This is a genomic window from Pseudomonas protegens (genome assembly GCF_013407925.2).
Lineage (GTDB): Bacteria > Pseudomonadota > Gammaproteobacteria > Pseudomonadales > Pseudomonadaceae > Aquipseudomonas > Aquipseudomonas fluorescens_AP.
On the sequence record NZ_CP060201.1, the window covers coordinates 5,690,375 to 5,706,441 of the forward strand.

Consider the following 16,067-nt stretch of genomic DNA (forward strand, 5'->3'; position numbering starts at 1 on the left):
CGAAATGGGGCGCGTATCATACATGAAAATATCCGCCGGTCCGTTGCCAACTGACCAGCGTCTTACGCGCAGCTCTTGAAAAATCAGGCGCAGCTCAGCTGCTGCGCATCAATGGATAGAGTTCTTTGAGCAATTTGCGCCGGCTGATTACCAGTTGCCAGCGATGGCCGCCCAGCTGGCGCCACAGGCGTGCGGAGCGGATGCCGGCCAGCAGCAGGGCGCGGATCTTCGAGGCATTGCTCGGCTGCTGCAGGTTGCGCATGTCGCCATGCACCTGGATGCGCTGGCGCAGGGTGCTCAGGGTGTCCTGGTACAGCCCGCCGCACGCGGCAATGACGTTTTCGTGGGCCGGGCCGAAGTGTTCGACCTGGGACTGGATCTGCGGCAGGCGCTTGCCGATGGTTTCCAGGAGGTCGTCGCGCTTGGCCAGCTGGCGCTCCAGGCCGAGCATCGACAGGGCGTAGCGCAAGGGTTCGCGTTGCAGGGTGCTGGGGTCGCGTTCCAGGGCGCCGATCAGAGCGCGATAGCCTTCGCGCAGGTTGATGTCGTCGCCGCCATAGACTTCCAGGGTGTCCTTCGGATCACGTATCAGCAGGCTGCCGAGCATGCAGCTCAAGGCGGCTTCGCTGACCTGGCCGGTCTTGGCGATGCGGTCCACCAGCACCGCTGCGAGGAATACACCGCCCAGCGCCGTCAGTTGCTCCTGAATCGGGCTCATGGGCGAAGGTCCTTGCTGCTCCAGGGTTCGGCCACTTCGATCACGCCACCGCCAAGGCAGATCTCGCCGTCGTAGAACACCACGGACTGGCCGGGAGTGACGGCGCGCTGCGGGTCGTCGAAGGTGGCGCGGTAGCCGTCAGCGGTTTTTTCCAGGGTGCAGGGCTGGTCGCTCTGGCGGTAGCGCACCTTGGCGGTCAGGCGCCGTGGCTGGCTCAGGTCGATGGGGTTGACCCAATAGATGTCGGAAGCCAGCAGGGCGCGGGAGAACAGCCATGGATGATCGTTGCCCTGGCCAACGATCAGCTCGTTGTGCTCCAGGTCCTTGATCAGCACGTACCACGGCTCTTCACCGGCGTCTTTCAGGCCGCCGATGCCCAGGCCCTGGCGTTGGCCAATGGTGTGGTACATCAGGCCGTGATGGCGGCCGATGACTTCACCTTCGGTGGTCTTGATCTCGCCGGGTTGGGCCGGCAGGTACTGCTTGAGGAAGTCGCTGAAACGCCGCTCACCGATAAAGCAGATACCGGTGGAGTCTTTCTTCTTTGCCGTGGCCAGGTCGTGTTTCTCGGCGATGGCGCGTACTTCGGGTTTTTCCAGCTCGCCCACCGGGAACAGGGTCTTGGCGATCTGCTCGCCGCCGACGGCATGCAGGAAGTAGCTCTGGTCCTTGTTCGGGTCCAGGCCCTTGAGCAGTTCGGTGCGGCCGTCGATGTCGCGACGGCGTACATAGTGGCCGGTGGCGATCAGGTCGGCGCCGAGCATCATGGCGTAGTCGAGGAAGGCCTTGAACTTGATTTCGCGGTTGCACAGGATGTCCGGGTTCGGCGTGCGGCCGGCCTTGTATTCGGCCAGGAAGTGCTCGAACACGTTGTCCCAGTACTCGGCGGCGAAGTTGGCGGTGTGCAGCTTGATGCCCAGCTTGTCGCACACGGCCTGGGTGTCGGCCAGGTCATCCATGGCGGTGCAGTATTCGGTGCCGTCGTCTTCCTCCCAGTTCTTCATGAACAGGCCTTCTACCTGGTATCCCTGTTCCATCAGCAGGAGGGCGGAAACGGAAGAATCTACGCCGCCGGACATGCCGACAATGACGCGTTTCTTTTGGGTGTCAGAAGAGGCTGGATCACGCATAGGAATTCAACGGGTGTCTTGAAAAAGGACGCGATTCTAACAGGCTGAGGCCTGCAAGGCTAAAACTGCGGTTAAAGCATGGGTCGGATCAGTGCCAGGCTGTGCAACTGGCCGTCCAGGTAATCGTCCAGGCACTGCAGGATCAGCTCGCTGCGCCAATTGGCTCGCTGTTCCAGCAACTCGTCGCGGGTCAGCCAGCGCGGGCCGATGATGCCGTCGTCCAGCTGATAGTCCGGACGGTGGCGCAGCGGCTTGGCGGCAAAGCACACGCGTTGGTAGGTCACGCCGTTGCTGGGGGCGGTATAGAGGTAGATGCCGACCACGCCGGTCAGCTCCACGTCCCAGCCGGTTTCCTCCAGGGTTTCGCGGATGGCCGCCTGGAGCAGGCTCTCATTGGCATCCAGGTGCCCGGCAGGCTGATTGAGCACGGCCTGTTCGCCCGAGTACTCCTCGACGAACAGAAAGCGTCCCTGATCCTCGACGATGGTGGCGACAGTGATATGAGGTTGCCATTCCATAAAGGCACTCCTTTATAAGGGGGCAGTATTGTAGGAGCCGGCTTGCCGGCGAAGCGAGCGACGCCTGTTTGGTGTGGGTGCATTTCGCCGGCCAGCCGGCTCCTGCGCCATCCAGAAGCACAAACCCCGGCGCGGGGCCGGGGTTTGTGTGTTCGCTCGTGCTTACACCAGCGCAGCAATGGCTGCGTTGAGGGTGGCGCTCGGGCGCATGGCCTGGCTCACCAGCTCAGGGTTGGCGCTGTAGTAGCCGCCGATGTCCACAGGCTTGCCCTGTACGGCGTTGAGCTCGGCGACGATGGTCGCTTCGTTCTCGGTCAGGGTCTTGGCCAGAGGGCTGAACTGCGCTTGCAGGGCAGCGTCCTCGGTCTGGGCGGCCAGGGCTTGTGCCCAGTACAGCGCCAGGTAGAAGTGGCTGCCGCGGTTGTCGATGTTGCCGACTTTGCGCGATGGCGACTTGTTGTTGTCGAGGAACTGACCGGTAGCCTGGTCCAGGGTCTTGGCCAGTACCAGGGCTTTAGGGTTGTTGTAGGTGTTGCCCAGGTGCTCCAGGGAAGCGGCCAGGGCCAGGAACTCACCCAGGGAATCCCAGCGCAGGAAGTTCTCTTCCAGCAGCTGTTGTACGTGCTTCGGAGCCGAACCGCCGGCGCCGGTTTCGAACAGGCCGCCACCGTTCATCAGCGGCACGATCGACAGCATCTTGGCGCTGGTGCCCAGTTCCATGATCGGGAACAGGTCGGTCAGGTAATCGCGCAGAACGTTGCCGGTCACCGAGATGGTGTCCTTGCCGTCGCGGGTCCGGGCCAGGGTGAACTTCATGGCTTCGACCGGGGACATGATGCGGATGTCCAGGTCGCTGGTGTCGTGATCCTTCAGGTAGGCCTGAACTTTCTCGATCATCACGCCGTCGTGGGCACGCATTGGGTCCAGCCAGAAAATGGCCGGGGTGCTGCTAGCGCGTGCACGGTTGACGGCCAGCTTGACCCAGTCCTGGATCGGCGCGTCCTTGGTCTGGCACATGCGGAAGATGTCGCCGGCTTCGACTTTCTGCTCCAGCAGCAGCTTGCCATGGCTGTCGGTCACGCGAACCACGCCGTCAGCCTTGATTTCGAAGGTCTTGTCGTGGGAGCCGTACTCTTCGGCTTTTTTCGCCATCAGGCCAACGTTCGGCACGCTGCCCATGGTGGTCGGATCGAACGCGCCGTTGGCTTTGCAGTCTTCGATCACGGCCTGGTAGATGGTGGCGTAGCAACGGTCCGGGATCACTGCCTTGGTGTCGTGCAGCTGGCCGTCGGTGCCCCACATCTTGCCGGAGTCACGGATCATGGCCGGCATCGAGGCGTCGACGATCACGTCGCTCGGCACGTGCAGGTTGGTGATGCCTTTGTCGGAGTTGACCATGGCCAGGGCAGGGCGGGCAGCGTAGACGGCCTGGATGTCGGCTTCGATCGCAGCTTGCTGCTCGGCCGGCAGGGCCTTGATGCGGGCGTACAGGTCGCCGATACCGTTGTTCAGGTTGAAACCGATTTCTTGCAGGACGGCGGCGTGCTTGCTCAGGGCGTCCTGATAGAACTCGGCAACGATCTGGCCGAACATGATCGGGTCGGAGACTTTCATCATGGTGGCTTTGAGGTGCACCGACAGCAGTACGCCTTGCTTCTTGGCGTCTTCGATTTCAGCGGCGATGAAGGCGCGCAGGGCCTTTTTGCTCATCACGGCGCAGTCGAGGATCTCACCGGCTTGCACGGTGGTCTTTTCCTTCAGGACGGTGGCAGTGCCGTCCTGGGCGATCAGCTCGATCTTGACGCTGTCTGCGGCTTCGATCAGGGCGGCTTTTTCGCTGCCGTAGAAGTCGCCGTTGCTCATGTGGGCAACGTGGGACTTGGAGTCCTTGGCCCAGGCGCCCATCTTGTGCGGGTGCTTGCGCGCGTAGTTCTTCACCGACAGCGGAGCGCGGCGGTCGGAGTTGCCTTCACGCAGAACCGGGTTCACGGCGCTGCCCTTGACCTTGTCGTAACGCGCCTTGGCGTCTTTGTCGGCGTCGCAGGTCACGGTTTCCGGGTAGTCCGGCAGGGCGTAGCCCTGGGCCTGCAGTTCCTTGATCGCGGCCTGCAGCTGCGGCACCGAGGCGCTGATGTTCGGCAGCTTGATGATGTTGGCTTCCGGGGTGACCGCCAGTTCGCCCAGTTCGGCGAGGTGGTCCGGTACCGCTTTGGCACCCAACTGCTCAGGGAAGCTGGCGAGGATGCGGCCGGCCAGGGAGATGTCGCGGGTTTCCACGGCGATATCAGCCGAAGCGGTGAAGGCTTCTACGATAGGCAGCAGGGAATAGGTGGCGAGGGCCGGGGCTTCGTCGGTGAAGGTGTAGATGATCTTCGAGCGGGTGGGCATATTCGGATTAACTCTCTTCTTTGCTAAAGCGTGCGCAGAAACTCGAGGTGCGCCGGGTAAGCGCTTTCGTTCAAAGGTCATCCATGAGCCGAATGTCGAGGTTTCTTCGCGGTGATGTTGGGTGCATCAGTCGAGCGTCAAGCGGGTGGGCTGCGGTAACAACCCGGCTTTGGGCGGCCAGTCTCGGCTTGTTTTCTTCGGTAGCAGAGCGTTCGGCCGTCGTGACTCTGTGGTCAGCGGCGGCATTATACATAGGTAGCTAGCAAAGCGCCGGTGCTTCATAGGTACCGGTGCTCGTCCATTGGTCTAAAGGTCGCAGGTGGGGTGCAGGCGTAGAGTCGCTGGCTGTGCTCGAGTTTGGCACTTTTCCCTTTGCATTCAGGCTTGTAGGCCGCGAACCGTAAAGCTTTCACGGCATATGGGTGGAACATGAGGTTCCCGTCCAGATTCAACTGGGTTACGCTCGAACGCAGCCAGATGTTCAATCCACACAACGGAGTTCAGCATGGGATACAAGAAGATTCAGGTTCCAGCAGTCGGCGACAAAATCACCGTCAACGCAGACCATTCTCTCAATGTTCCTAACAACCCGATTATTCCTTTCATCGAAGGCGACGGTATTGGTGTTGATATCAGCCCGGTCATGATCAAGGTTGTCGATGCTGCGGTTAAGAAGGCTTACGGCGGCGAACGCAAGATTTCCTGGATGGAAGTGTATGCCGGGGAAAAAGCGACTCAAGTGTACGACCAGGACACCTGGCTTCCTCAGGAAACCCTGGACGCGGTGAAGGATTACGTGGTTTCCATCAAGGGCCCGCTGACCACTCCGGTTGGCGGCGGCATCCGTTCCCTGAACGTGGCCCTGCGTCAACAGCTGGACCTGTATGTGTGCCTGCGCCCGGTGCGCTGGTTCGAAGGCGTGCCCAGCCCGGTGAAAAAACCAGGCGATGTGGACATGACCATCTTCCGTGAAAACTCCGAAGACATTTATGCCGGCATCGAGTGGAAGGCCGGTTCGGCAGAAGCCACCAAGGTCATCAAGTTCCTTAAAGAAGAAATGGGCGTTACCAAGATCCGTTTCGACGAAAACTGCGGCATCGGTGTCAAGCCGGTTTCCCTGCAGGGCACCAAGCGTCTGGCGCGCAAGGCGCTGCAATATGTAGTGGATAACGATCGCGACTCGCTGACCATTGTCCACAAGGGCAACATCATGAAGTTCACCGAAGGTGCCTTCAAGGAATGGGCCTATGAAGTGGCGGCCGAAGAGTTCGGCGCAACACTGCTGGATGGCGGCCCTTGGATGCAGTTCAAGAACCCGAAAACCGGCAAGAACGTCATCGTCAAGGACGCCATCGCCGACGCCATGCTCCAGCAGATCCTGCTGCGCCCGGCGGAATACGATGTGATCGCCACCCTCAACCTCAACGGCGACTACCTGTCCGACGCCCTGGCGGCGGAAGTGGGCGGTATCGGTATCGCTCCAGGTGCCAACCTGTCCGACACCGTGGCCATGTTCGAGGCAACCCACGGTACGGCGCCCAAGTATGCCGGCAAGGACCAGGTCAACCCAGGCTCGCTGATTCTCTCTGCGGAGATGATGCTGCGTCACATGGGCTGGACCGAGGCGGCTGACCTGATCATCAAGGGCACCAACGGCGCGATCTCGGCCAAGACTGTGACCTATGACTTCGAGCGTCTGATGGAGGGTGCGACCCTGCTGTCTTCCTCGGCATTCGGTGATGCGTTGATCTCGCACATGTAAGCGCAGTCGCGTACAAAGCAAACCGGCCGACTCAATCCCTTGAGTCGGCCGGTTTTTTTATGACTGGATGTTGGGTATATCAGCTCAAGGCGCTTTCAGGTTGTGCCTCGGCGGGGATGATTTCACCGGGCACCTTCAAGGCGCTGATTTTGACCGCATGCAGGCCCTTGGGGCCCTGGATGATCTCGAAGCTCACCGCCTGTCCGGCTTTCAAGGTCTTGTAGCCATCCATCTCGATGGCCGAGTAATGGGCAAACAGATCATCCGTCTTGCCCTCCTCATTAATAAAGCCATAACCCTTGGCATTGTTGAACCACTTGACCTTACCGCTAGCCATACTCATATCCCTCTGCAACAGACTCCATCACTGGAGTATCATCCAGTTCATCCGCCGCCAAGCTTGGTAAAAAGGTTGACGCCGCGGACGTTTATTACCCAATGTGGGCCCTATTGGTTGTAACACCGTTTTGCCGATAGTCAAGGTGACCCGGCGGTCGGAGTTGAATTCCATCCAGAGCGCCCCCACCACTGTATTTGCACAACTGACGAACCTTTCTTTCCATGCATGCAATCAGCCAGATTCGACTAACATTCAATCAGGATCGCCCGGACTTGCACGACGACGATTCCGCTGGCTTGGCTGTACAGGAAGCTAAGCCTGCATTACAGGCACCGCCGATGTACAAGGTGGTTTTGTTCAACGATGACTACACCCCGATGGATTTTGTCGTCGAAGTGCTCGAGATGTTTTTTAACCTGAATCGCGAGCTGGCGACCAAGGTCATGCTGGCCGTCCATACAGAAGGGCGGGCAGTGTGTGGATTGTTTACCCGCGACATCGCCGAGACAAAGGCCATGCAGGTCAACCAGTACGCCCGGGAAAGCCAGCATCCGCTACTCTGTGAAATCGAGAAGGACGGTTAACGCCGACCACTTGGGTATGAGGTGAAGCTATGTTAAACCGCGAGCTCGAAGTCACCCTCAATCTCGCCTTCAAGGAGGCCCGTTCGAAGCGTCATGAATTCATGACCGTCGAGCACCTTCTGTTGGCTCTTTTGGATAATGAGGCCGCCGCCACCGTTTTACGTGCCTGCGGAGCAAACCTCGACAAACTCAAGCACGACCTGCAGGAGTTCATCGACTCCACCACGCCGCTGATCCCGGTACATGACGAGGATCGCGAGACTCAGCCGACTCTGGGTTTCCAGCGTGTGCTGCAACGTGCTGTCTTTCATGTACAGAGCTCGGGCAAGCGTGAAGTCACTGGCGCCAATGTGCTGGTAGCCATCTTCAGTGAGCAAGAGAGTCAGGCGGTGTTCCTGCTCAAGCAGCAGAGCGTCGCCCGTATCGATGTGGTCAATTACATTGCTCACGGCATCTCCAAGGTGCCCGGGCATGGCGATCATTCTGAAGGTGAGCAGGATATGCAGGACGAAGAGGGTGGTGAGTCGTCTTCTTCGAGCAATCCTCTGGATGCCTATGCCAGCAATCTCAATGAGCTGGCCCGTCAGGGGCGCATTGATCCGCTGGTAGGGCGTGAGCAGGAGGTGGAGCGTGTAGCCCAGATTCTGGCTCGTCGGCGCAAGAACAACCCGTTGCTGGTGGGTGAGGCGGGCGTGGGCAAGACGGCGATTGCCGAAGGCCTGGCCAAGCGTATCGTCGACAATCAAGTGCCGGACCTGCTGACCAACAGCGTGGTCTACTCCCTGGATCTGGGGGCATTGCTGGCCGGTACCAAATACCGTGGCGACTTCGAGAAGCGCTTCAAGGCGCTGCTGAGCGAGTTGAAAAAACGTCCTCAGGCGATCCTGTTCATCGATGAAATCCATACCATCATCGGCGCTGGTGCGGCGTCCGGTGGCGTGATGGATGCCTCGAACCTGCTCAAGCCGCTGCTGTCTTCGGGCGACATCCGCTGCATTGGTTCGACCACGTTCCAGGAGTTCCGTGGCATTTTCGAGAAGGATCGCGCCCTGGCGCGGCGCTTCCAGAAGGTCGATGTGTCCGAGCCCTCGGTTGAAGACACCATCGGAATCCTGCGCGGTCTCAAGGGGCGTTTCGAGCAGCATCACAGTATCGAATACAGTGATGAGGCGCTGCGTGCCGCTGCGGAGCTTGCCTCGCGCTACATCAATGATCGGCATATGCCTGACAAGGCCATTGATGTGATCGACGAGGCGGGTGCCTATCAGCGTCTGCAGCCCGTCGACAGACGTGTGAAACGTATCGAAGTGGCTCAGGTTGAAGACATCGTGGCGAAAATTGCCCGTATTCCACCAAAGCATGTCACCAGCTCCGATAAAGAGCTGCTGCGCAACCTTGAGCGCGATCTCAAGTTGACGGTGTTCGGTCAGGATGCGGCGATTGATTCGCTGTCAACGGCGATCAAGCTGTCCCGTGCCGGCCTGAAATCGCCGGACAAGCCAGTCGGATCCTTCCTGTTCGCCGGTCCTACCGGTGTTGGCAAGACCGAGGCGGCGCGGCAATTGGCCAAGGCCATGGGTATCGAGCTGGTGCGCTTCGACATGTCCGAGTACATGGAGCGGCACACTGTTTCGCGTCTGATTGGCGCGCCTCCCGGCTATGTCGGTTTCGACCAGGGTGGCTTGCTGACCGAGGCAATCACCAAGCAGCCACATTGCGTGTTGCTGCTCGATGAAATCGAGAAGGCTCATCCGGAAGTCTTCAACCTGCTGCTGCAGGTGATGGATCACGGCACCCTGACCGACAACAACGGGCGCAAGGCGGATTTCCGCAATGTCATCCTCATCATGACCACCAACGCCGGTGCGGAAACCGCGGCGCGAGCCTCCATAGGTTTCACTCATCAGGATCACTCTTCCGATGCCATGGAAGTGATCAAGAAGAGCTTCACGCCGGAGTTCCGCAATCGTCTGGACACCATTATCCAGTTCGGTCGCCTGAGCCATGAAGTGATCAAGAGCGTGGTGGACAAGTTCCTTACCGAGCTTCAAGCGCAACTGGAAGACAAGCGCGTGCAGCTGGAAGTGACTGATGCCGCTCGCAGCTGGCTGGCTGCCGGTGGTTACGATGTGACGATGGGCGCGCGGCCGATGGCGCGTTTGATCCAGGACAAGATCAAGCGTCCCCTGGCCGAGGAGATCCTGTTTGGCGAATTGTCCGACCATGGCGGTGTGGTGCACATCGACATCAAGGATGGCGAGTTGACCTTCGATTTCGAAACCACGGCGGAAATGGCTTGATAGCCGTATAACGCAGCAGTACCGCCAAAGGCACCGGAGGGTGCCTTTGTGCTATCTGGAGTTTGAAAAGTTTTTTGCAGGCGAACAAAAACGCCCGGCATAACCGGGCGTCTTGTATTGACTTGTTTAGCGAGCGCGGTAAGTAATCCGACCTTTGCTCAAGTCATAGGGCGTCAGCTCGACGCGCACTTTGTCACCGGTAAGAATACGAATGTAGTTCTTGCGCATCTTGCCGGAAATATGCGCGGTTACGACGTGCCCATTTTCCAACTCCACACGAAACATGGTGTTGGGCAGGGTGTCGACGACAGTGCCTTCCATTTCGAAGCTGTCTTCTTTCGACATGCAGTAAAGCCCTCGGTATCCAATGAATGGCCCGGTGCAACTGCGCCAGGCAAAAGCGGCGTGCATTGTGCCCGAAAAGTGGGGTTTAAGCCAAGACCTTCTAGTTGAGGATCACCCATCTCTGGTTAACCAGTAGCTCTATGGGGCGGTATTGGGTCTTGTAGCTCATTTTTTTGCAGTTTTTGATCCAGTACCCGAGGTAGACCGCATCCAGGCCCTGGCGCAGGGTTTCGCCGATTTGCCAGAGAATCGCATAACGCCCCAGGCTGCGGTGTTCTTCGTCGGGTTCATAAAAGGTGTAGACCGCAGAAAGGCCATTGGGCAGCAGATCGGTAACCGCTACTGCCAGCAGGCGACCCTCCAGGCGGAACTCATAGAAACGCGAGAAGGGCAGATCCCGTACCAGAAAGGTCGAGAACTGGTCGCGGCTGGGCGGGAACATGTCGCCATCGGCGTGGCGTTGCTCGATATAGCGTTGATACAGCTCGAAATATTCTTCGCTGAACGCCGGTTTGCTCGCTTGTACCTTCAGGTCGCTGTTGCGTTTGAGGATGCGTCTTTGTTGGCGGTTGGGCAGGAACTGCGCCACGGGGATGCGCGCCGGCACACAAGCGTTGCAATTTTGGCAATGAGGCCGGTACAGGTGATCACCACTGCGGCGAAAGCCCATTTCCGACAGATCCGCATAAACATGCACGTCCATGGGCTGGCTGGGATCGAGGAACAAGGTAGTGGCCTGTTCGTCGGGCAGGTAGCTGCAAGAATGGGGTTGAGTGGCATAAAACTTCAGGCGCGCCAACTCGGTCATGAGTCAACCCTCGGAATAAGCTTTGAAATTAAGTGTAAGCCACTGCCGTCAAACCCGCCTAGGAAACCCATATGGCGCGGCTCGGTTGATCCAGGTGCTGCTTGAGGTAGTCGGCAAATTCCGCTCGGGTGATGGATCTAGCCCCCAGGCTGTGCAGATGCTCGGTGGGCATCTGGCAGTCGATCAGCACAAAGCCCCACGCCTTCAGATGCTGCACCAGGATCGCGAAACCGAATTTTGAAGCGTTGTCGGCGCGGCTGAACATCGACTCGCCAAAAAACAGCTGCCCCATGGCCAGGCCATAAAGGCCGCCTACCAACTCACCCTCATCCCAGACTTCCACCGAATGAGCGTGGCCGCGCTGGTGCAATTGCAGATAGGCCTGCTGCATGGCCTCGCTGATCCAGGTGCCGTCGGCGTAAGCGCGTGGGGCTGCGCAGGCGCTGATCACGGCAGCGAAATCCTGGTCGAAGGTCACTTCATAGCGCTGTTTGCGCAGCAGCTTGCCCAGGCTGCGGGATATGTGCAGCTCATCGGGGAAGAGTACGGTGCGCGGATCGGGAGACCACCAGAGGATGGGCTGGCCTTCAGAGAACCAGGGGAAGCAGCCATGGCGATAGGCCTGGACCAGGCGGTCGGGCGATAGATCACCCCCCGCAGCCAGCAGTCCGTTGGGCTCGCGCATGGCTTTTTCCAGTGGGGGGAAGTCAAGGTTGTTGCGTTGTAACCAGGTCAGCATGGCATCCAGACTTGTGGTAGGGGAGGGCGGTGGCGGGTCAGTGCTGACCCGCCACAAGCGTAGGGCGAGGGGTTAGTGGTCGTCGAGGAATTTTTCCGCATCCAGGGCTGCCATGCAGCCAGCTCCCGCAGAAGTAATGGCTTGGCGGTAGACGTGATCGGCCACATCGCCGGCGGCGAATACTCCCGGGATGCCAGTAGCGGTGGCGTCGCCTTCGCTGCCGCCCTTGACCAGCAGGTAGCCGTCACGCATCTCCAGTTGCCCCTGGAACAGGTCGGTATTGGGCTTGTGGCCGATGGCGATAAACACCCCGGCCAACGCCAGGTCCTTGGTGGCTCCGCTGTGGCTGTCCTGCAGGCGGGCACCGGTCACGCCGCTGGCATCCCCCAGCACTTCTTGCAGATGCTGGTTCCAGTGCAGGCGAATATTGCCGTTGGCGGCCTTGTCGAACAGTTTGTCCTGAAGGATTTTCTCCGCGCGAAGCTTGTCGCGGCGGTGCACCAGGTGCACTTCCTTGGCGATGTTGGACAGGTACAGGGCCTCCTCCACGGCGGTATTGCCGCCACCCACCACTGCCACCACCTGATTGCGATAGAAGAAGCCGTCGCAGGTGGCGCAGGCGGAAACCCCTTTGCCGGCAAACGCTTCTTCCGATGGCAGGCCCAAGTACTGCGCCGACGCGCCGGTGGCGATGATCAGTGCGTCGCAACTGTAGGTGCCACTGTCGCCGATGAGGATAAAGGGGCGCTGCTGCAACTGAGCGGTATGAATGTGGTCATAGACGATCTGGGTGTCGAAGCGTTCGGCGTGCCGCTGCATGCGCTCCATCAATACCGGCCCGGTCAGGCCTTCGACATCGCCGGGCCAGTTGTCCACTTCGGTGGTGGTGGTCAGTTGCCCGCCGGCTTGCAGCCCGGTGATGACCGTGGGTTTGAGGTTGGCACGGGCGGCGTAGACGGCGGCGCTGTAACCGGCAGGGCCGGAGCCCAGAATGATCAGGCGGGAATGCTGTGCTTGGTTCATAAAAACACCTCATAAGCCTTTGTCACAAAAGAGAATGCATGCTCCAATTGAACAGTGCGTATTACGCAATTGGCTATGCTTAACAGACTGTTCTGACGTGGCATGGTGTGAACAAACCCGTACAATACGACGATGTACCAGGCTTATTCAGAATTGCACCGTTTCAGAAGCAAGGGGCAGAGTGTTAAAAGTAGCCCCAGTTACGCCGGTCAACTTTATTTACCTGCTCGGATTGAGCAGTATCTTGTTAGTCAATCACCCGTTGGACGCGCCTATGGCGCAGGAAAAGACGCGTTTTGAAGAAATCCACCGCAGCACCTAAACCTGTTGTTCCGCTCTGGCGTCAGCAATTGCACTACCGGCTCAAGGAAGGTGCATTGATCGCCATTGGAGCCCTGTGCCTGTTCTTGATGATGGCACTTCTGACCTATGGGAAAGATGATCCGGGCTGGAGTCATAACAGCAAGATCGAAGATGTGCAGAACTTCGGTGGTCCCGCCGGTTCTTACAGCGCCGATATCCTGTTTATGGTGTTGGGTTACTTCGCTTATATCTTCCCGCTGTTGTTGGCGATCAAGACCTATCAGATCTTCCGTCAACGCCATGAACCCTGGCAGTGGAGTGGCTGGCTGTTTTCCTGGCGGCTGATCGGCCTGGTATTCCTGGTGCTGTCCGGCGCTGCGCTGGCCCATATCCATTTTCATGCGCCCACCGGCCTGCCGGCCGGCGCTGGTGGTGCCCTGGGCGAAAGCCTGGGTGACCTGGCCAAGAATGCCCTGAACGTGCAGGGCAGTACCCTGATGTTCATTGCCCTGTTCCTGTTCGGCCTGACGGTGTTCACCGACCTGTCCTGGTTCAAGGTCATGGACGTCACCGGCAAGATCACTCTTGATCTGTTCGAGCTGTTCCAGGGCGCGGCCAATCGCTGGTGGGATGCCCGCGTGGAGCGCAAGCAACTGGTGGCGCAACTGCGCGAGGTGGATGCGCGGGTCGATGAAGTCGTGACACCGAATATTGCCGACAAACGCGAGCAGGCCAAGGTCAAGGAGCGCCTGATCGAGCGCGAGCAGGCTTTGAGCAAGCACATGTCCGAGCGTGAGAAGCAGGTGCCGCCGGTCATCACTCCAGTGGCCGTCAAGCCGCCCGAGCCCAGCAAGCGCGTGCAGAAAGAGAAGCAGGCGCCGCTGTTCGTCGACAGCGCGGTGGAAGGCACTTTGCCGCCGATCTCGATTCTCGATCCGGCAGAAAAGAAGCAGCTCAATTATTCGCCCGAATCCCTGGCCGCCGTCGGTCACCTGCTGGAAATCAAGCTCAAGGAGTTCGGCGTCGAGGTCGCGGTGGACTCGATCCACCCGGGCCCGGTGATTACCCGTTACGAAATCCAGCCGGCGGCGGGGGTCAAGGTCAGTCGTATCGCCAACCTGGCCAAGGACCTGGCCCGCTCCCTGGCCGTGACCAGCGTGCGGGTGGTGGAAGTGATTCCCGGCAAGACCACCGTGGGCATCGAGATTCCCAACGAAGACCGGCAGATCGTGCGCTTCTCCGAAGTGCTCTCGACCCCGGAATACGACAACTTCAAATCCCCGGTCACCCTGGCCCTGGGTCACGACATCGGCGGCAAGCCGATCATCACCGACCTGGCGAAAATGCCTCACCTGCTGGTGGCCGGTACCACCGGTTCCGGTAAGTCGGTGGGGGTCAACGCGATGATCCTGTCGATCCTGTTCAAGTCCGGCCCGGAAGACGCCAAGCTGATCATGATCGACCCGAAGATGCTCGAACTGTCGATCTACGAAGGCATTCCGCACTTGCTGTGCCCGGTGGTCACCGACATGAAGGACGCGGCCAACGCCCTGCGCTGGAGCGTGGCGGAGATGGAGCGGCGCTACAAGCTTATGGCCAAGATGGGCGTGCGCAACCTTTCGGGCTTCAACGCCAAGGTCAAGGAAGCGATTGAAGCCGGTACGCCGCTGGCGGACCCGCTGTACAACCGCGAAAGCATCCACGACGAAGCGCCGCTGCTGACCAAGTTGCCGACCATCGTGGTGGTGGTGGACGAATTCGCCGACATGATGATGATCGTCGGCAAGAAGGTCGAAGAGCTGATCGCGCGTATCGCCCAGAAGGCCCGGGCCGCCGGTATCCACCTGATTCTCGCGACCCAGCGGCCGTCGGTGGACGTGATCACCGGCCTGATCAAGGCCAACATCCCGACCCGCATGGCGTTCCAGGTGTCGAGCAAGATCGACTCGCGGACCATCATCGACCAGGGCGGCGCCGAACAACTGCTGGGCCACGGTGACATGCTCTACATGCCGCCGGGCACCAGCCTGCCGATCCGCGTCCACGGCGCCTTCGTCTCCGACGATGAAGTGCATCGCGTAGTGGAAGCCTGGAAGCTGCGCGGTGCGCCGGAATACAACGACGACATCCTCAACGGTGTCGAAGAGGCGGGCAGTGGTTTCGAAGGCAGCAGCGGCGGTGGCGACGGCGATGATCCGGAAGCCGACGCGCTTTACGACGAAGCCGTGCAGTTCGTCCTGGAAAGCCGCCGGGCCTCGATCTCGGCGGTACAGCGCAAGCTGAAGATCGGCTACAACCGCGCTGCCCGGATGATCGAAGCCATGGAAATGGCCGGAGTGGTGACGGCGATGAACACCAACGGCTCCCGCGAAGTGCTGGCGCCGGGCCCGATGCGCGACTGATCCCTGTTTCGCTTGCAGCGGCGTGAAGTCACGCCGCTCGTATACCCATCCAATTAATGAGGAATTCCATGCGCCTGATTCGCATGTTGCTGCTGCCGGTATTGGCTGTGACCACCTTGTCGGCCCACGCCGACCCCAAAGACGTGGCGCGCCTGACCCAGTTGCTGGAAAAGTCCCAGACCCTGACCGCGCGTTTCTCCCAGCTGACCCTGGACGGCAGCGGCACCCAGTTGCAGGAAACCGCCGGCGAAATGTCCCTGCAGCGTCCAGGCCTGTTCTACTGGCACACCGATGCGCCGCAAGAGCAATTGATGGTTTCCGACGGCCAGAAAGTCTCTCTGTGGGACCCGGACCTGGAGCAAGTGACCATCAAGAAACTCGACCAGCGCCTGACCCAGACCCCAGCCTTGCTGCTGTCCGGTGACGTGTCGAAGATCAGCGAAAGCTTCGACATCACCTCCAAGGAGGCCGGTGGCGTGATGGATTTCACCCTCAAGCCGAAAACCCGCGACACCCTGTTCGACAGCCTGCGCCTGTCGTTTCGCAACGGCATGATCAACGACATGCAGTTGATCGACAGCGTCGGCCAGCGCACCAATATCCTGTTCACCGGGGTCAAGGCCAACGAAGCGATTCCGGCGTCCAAGTTCAAGTTCGACATCCCCAAGGGTGCCGATGTGATCCAAGAGTAAGCAGCCGCAACCGCA

14 protein-coding genes are annotated in these 16,067 nt (G+C 59.7%); 5 read left to right on the plus strand and 9 right to left on the minus strand.

The features are described from left to right. Positions 1 to 94: 94 nt before the first annotated feature. The 4 genes from hflD to GGI48_RS26360 all read right to left on the minus strand — a co-directional run bounded on the left by hflD (position 95) and on the right by GGI48_RS26360 (position 4,754). Positions 95 to 718 (minus strand): high frequency lysogenization protein HflD, encoded by a 624-nt coding sequence (gene hflD / locus GGI48_RS26345; protein ID WP_011062179.1) that lies wholly within the window; start codon positions 716 to 718, stop codon positions 95 to 97. Next, on the minus strand, positions 715 to 1,848 hold the full coding sequence (gene mnmA / locus GGI48_RS26350; protein WP_179600756.1) for a tRNA 2-thiouridine(34) synthase MnmA: 1,134 nt from the start codon (positions 1,846 to 1,848) through the stop codon (positions 715 to 717). The genes hflD and mnmA overlap by 4 nt, the downstream gene beginning before the upstream one ends. A gap of 71 nt (positions 1,849 to 1,919) precedes the next feature. Beyond that, entirely contained in the window at positions 1,920 to 2,366 is a 447-nt protein-coding gene (locus tag GGI48_RS26355) for an NUDIX hydrolase (RefSeq protein ID WP_179600759.1), read from the minus strand. Positions 2,367 to 2,528: 162 nt separating this feature from the next. Then, complete coding sequence (locus GGI48_RS26360; RefSeq protein ID WP_179600761.1) at positions 2,529 to 4,754, minus strand: NADP-dependent isocitrate dehydrogenase; 2,226 nt, start codon at positions 4,752 to 4,754, stop codon at positions 2,529 to 2,531. Between the two features lie 505 nt (positions 4,755 to 5,259). On the opposite strand from GGI48_RS26360, the gene icd reads away from it, so the two are divergent. Further along, the gene (icd, locus tag GGI48_RS26365; protein ID WP_016964815.1) at positions 5,260 to 6,516 is read left to right on the plus strand and encodes an NADP-dependent isocitrate dehydrogenase; all 1,257 of its coding nucleotides are present in this window, start codon (positions 5,260 to 5,262) and stop codon (positions 6,514 to 6,516) included. A 79-nt stretch (positions 6,517 to 6,595) separates the two neighbouring features. Here icd and cspD read toward each other — a convergent pair whose 3' ends face one another. Next, on the minus strand, positions 6,596 to 6,853 hold the full coding sequence (gene cspD / locus GGI48_RS26370; RefSeq protein WP_016964814.1) for a cold shock domain-containing protein CspD: 258 nt from the start codon (positions 6,851 to 6,853) through the stop codon (positions 6,596 to 6,598). Positions 6,854 to 7,077: 224 nt separating this feature from the next. Between cspD and clpS the strand changes: the two genes are divergently transcribed. Together clpS and clpA are read left to right on the plus strand one after the other, a co-directional pair. Next, positions 7,078 to 7,440 (plus strand): ATP-dependent Clp protease adapter ClpS, encoded by a 363-nt coding sequence (gene clpS / locus GGI48_RS26375; RefSeq protein WP_011062173.1) that lies wholly within the window; start codon positions 7,078 to 7,080, stop codon positions 7,438 to 7,440. A 29-nt stretch (positions 7,441 to 7,469) separates the two neighbouring features. Then, the gene (gene clpA, locus GGI48_RS26380) at positions 7,470 to 9,740 is read left to right on the plus strand and encodes an ATP-dependent Clp protease ATP-binding subunit ClpA (protein ID WP_016964813.1); all 2,271 of its coding nucleotides are present in this window, start codon (positions 7,470 to 7,472) and stop codon (positions 9,738 to 9,740) included. Positions 9,741 to 9,866: 126 nt separating this feature from the next. Here the strand turns inward: clpA and infA are convergent, their stop codons facing one another. The 4 genes from infA to trxB form a co-directional block, all read right to left on the minus strand. Further along, complete coding sequence (gene infA / locus GGI48_RS26385) at positions 9,867 to 10,085, minus strand: translation initiation factor IF-1 (protein WP_002553999.1); 219 nt, start codon at positions 10,083 to 10,085, stop codon at positions 9,867 to 9,869. 100 nt (positions 10,086 to 10,185) lie between these two features. Then, a complete protein-coding gene (locus GGI48_RS26390; protein ID WP_016964812.1) occupies positions 10,186 to 10,893 on the minus strand; it encodes an arginyltransferase in 708 nt (235 codons plus the stop codon). A 58-nt stretch (positions 10,894 to 10,951) separates the two neighbouring features. Continuing rightward, on the minus strand, positions 10,952 to 11,632 hold the full coding sequence (gene aat / locus GGI48_RS26395) for a leucyl/phenylalanyl-tRNA--protein transferase (protein ID WP_179600763.1): 681 nt from the start codon (positions 11,630 to 11,632) through the stop codon (positions 10,952 to 10,954). A 72-nt stretch (positions 11,633 to 11,704) separates the two neighbouring features. After that, on the minus strand, positions 11,705 to 12,655 hold the full coding sequence (gene trxB / locus GGI48_RS26400; protein WP_047305311.1) for a thioredoxin-disulfide reductase: 951 nt from the start codon (positions 12,653 to 12,655) through the stop codon (positions 11,705 to 11,707). 296 nt (positions 12,656 to 12,951) lie between these two features. Here trxB and GGI48_RS26405 point away from each other — a divergent pair, with 296 nt between their 5' ends. Together GGI48_RS26405 and lolA are read left to right on the plus strand one after the other, a co-directional pair. Next, positions 12,952 to 15,360, plus strand: coding sequence for a DNA translocase FtsK (locus GGI48_RS26405; protein ID WP_016964810.1), 2,409 nt, complete (start codon positions 12,952 to 12,954; stop codon positions 15,358 to 15,360). Between the two features lie 68 nt (positions 15,361 to 15,428). Further along, complete coding sequence (gene lolA, locus GGI48_RS26410) at positions 15,429 to 16,052, plus strand: outer membrane lipoprotein chaperone LolA (protein WP_011062167.1); 624 nt, start codon at positions 15,429 to 15,431, stop codon at positions 16,050 to 16,052. Positions 16,053 to 16,067 lie beyond the last annotated feature (15 nt).